This window comes from Micromonospora sp. ATA51 (genome assembly GCF_016802855.1).
Taxonomy (GTDB): domain Bacteria; phylum Actinomycetota; class Actinomycetes; order Mycobacteriales; family Micromonosporaceae; genus Micromonospora; species Micromonospora sicca.
The window spans coordinates 1-1,313 of sequence record NZ_JAEVHJ010000665.1 but is presented as its reverse complement, the minus strand read 5'-3'; the positions used below and the strand labels follow the sequence as shown (position 1 = coordinate 1,313).

Genomic DNA, 1,313 nt, shown 5'->3' with positions numbered 1-1,313 from the left:
CTGACCGGCGCACCGGCCGGCGTGGGTCGAGGCCGCCACCGCCGGTCGCGCCCTCCTCCCCGCGCCTCGGCGGCGACCGGCCCCCGCCGTCCCGCCTCGCGCAGATCGTCCAGCAGCAGGTCGATCAACCGCTCCTCCATCACCGCGCGCCCGGCACGGCGCATCATGTCGGACAACGTGGGGTCCCAGGGCGTCCGGGCGGGGGCGCCGAGCAGGGCCGAACCGGACACCGCCGCGGTCTCGTACTCGGTCGTGGTCATCCGCCATGGAACGGCCGTCGGGTAGCGCTCGAGGGCCGCGGCGGTCAGCCGTACGCCCGTCCAATCGAGGTCGTTGCGCCATCGGATCATCGCGCCGTGCGCTGCGCGCAGCAGGGCGTGCACCGCCATCGAGGGCGTGCCTTCGGTGCAGAGCAGCGGCGGCGCCTGCGCGCCGAGCGCGGCGGTGGCGGCCCGAAGCACGGCCGGGTTCTCGCAGACGAAGATCTCGTCGCAGGTCAGCGTGAGCGGGGCGAGGCGGAGCTGGTGCAGGGTGACCCGCATCGGCACGCCCGCTTCCGCGGCCTCGGTCAGCCACCGTCCCAGCAGGCCGCCGCTGGCGGGCAGGTTGAGTATCAACACCTGGCTGGCGAGGTCATCGGGAACCAGCCCGACGGATTCCCACAGAGCCCGTTCGGGCTCCCCGCCGGTGGGCACGGGCACCTGCTGCCAGGCGGCGAGGGCCCGCAGCACGAGCCCGCGAAGCGGACCCTCGGCAAGGGCCTTCGTGTCGTCGAGCACCCGGTCGGCAAAGACCGGGATCGGCTCGTCCGGCGCGGGCAGTGCGTCGAGCACCCGCAGCATGTCGCGGAATGGCAGCCCGGCCCGGATGGCGCGGGTGAGGGTGCCGTCGCGGCGTAGGCCGTCGAGCCAGTCGGCGTACCAGACGGCGGCGGCGTGCCGGCTCTCCCGGGCGAGGGTGAGGAGGTCGTCCCGAGCCTTTGCCTCGCGTTCCGCCTCGGCGGGCCGGTTGCGCAGCGGGACCGTGGCGGAGAGCAGGTCGAGCAGGCCCACCCCGTGGACCGCGCGAAGCTGGTCGTCCACGTCGGCGAGCCGCACGCTGAGCCGCGCCGACCCGGCGGACCGGTGGGCACCGGTGATCCCGATGATCACGACACGTTCGTCGTCGGTGGGGGCGGTCAGGGTCACGGCGGCATCGAGTCGTCCACCGGTGCGCTCGAGGCTGCGCCGGGCGGCCGTCAGCAGCCGCCGCCAGCCCGGGTCGTCGGGCAGCCGCCGCCAGCCTGGCTCGGACTGGGACGCGCCGGCCGGCGG

At 75.4% G+C, this 1,313-nt stretch carries 1 protein-coding gene; it reads right to left on the bottom strand.

What is annotated here, in order from left to right; genetic code table 11:
* On the bottom strand, positions 1–1,313 hold a 1,313-nt coding region (locus JNW87_RS38805; protein WP_238455483.1), incomplete at both ends, for a TIGR02679 family protein.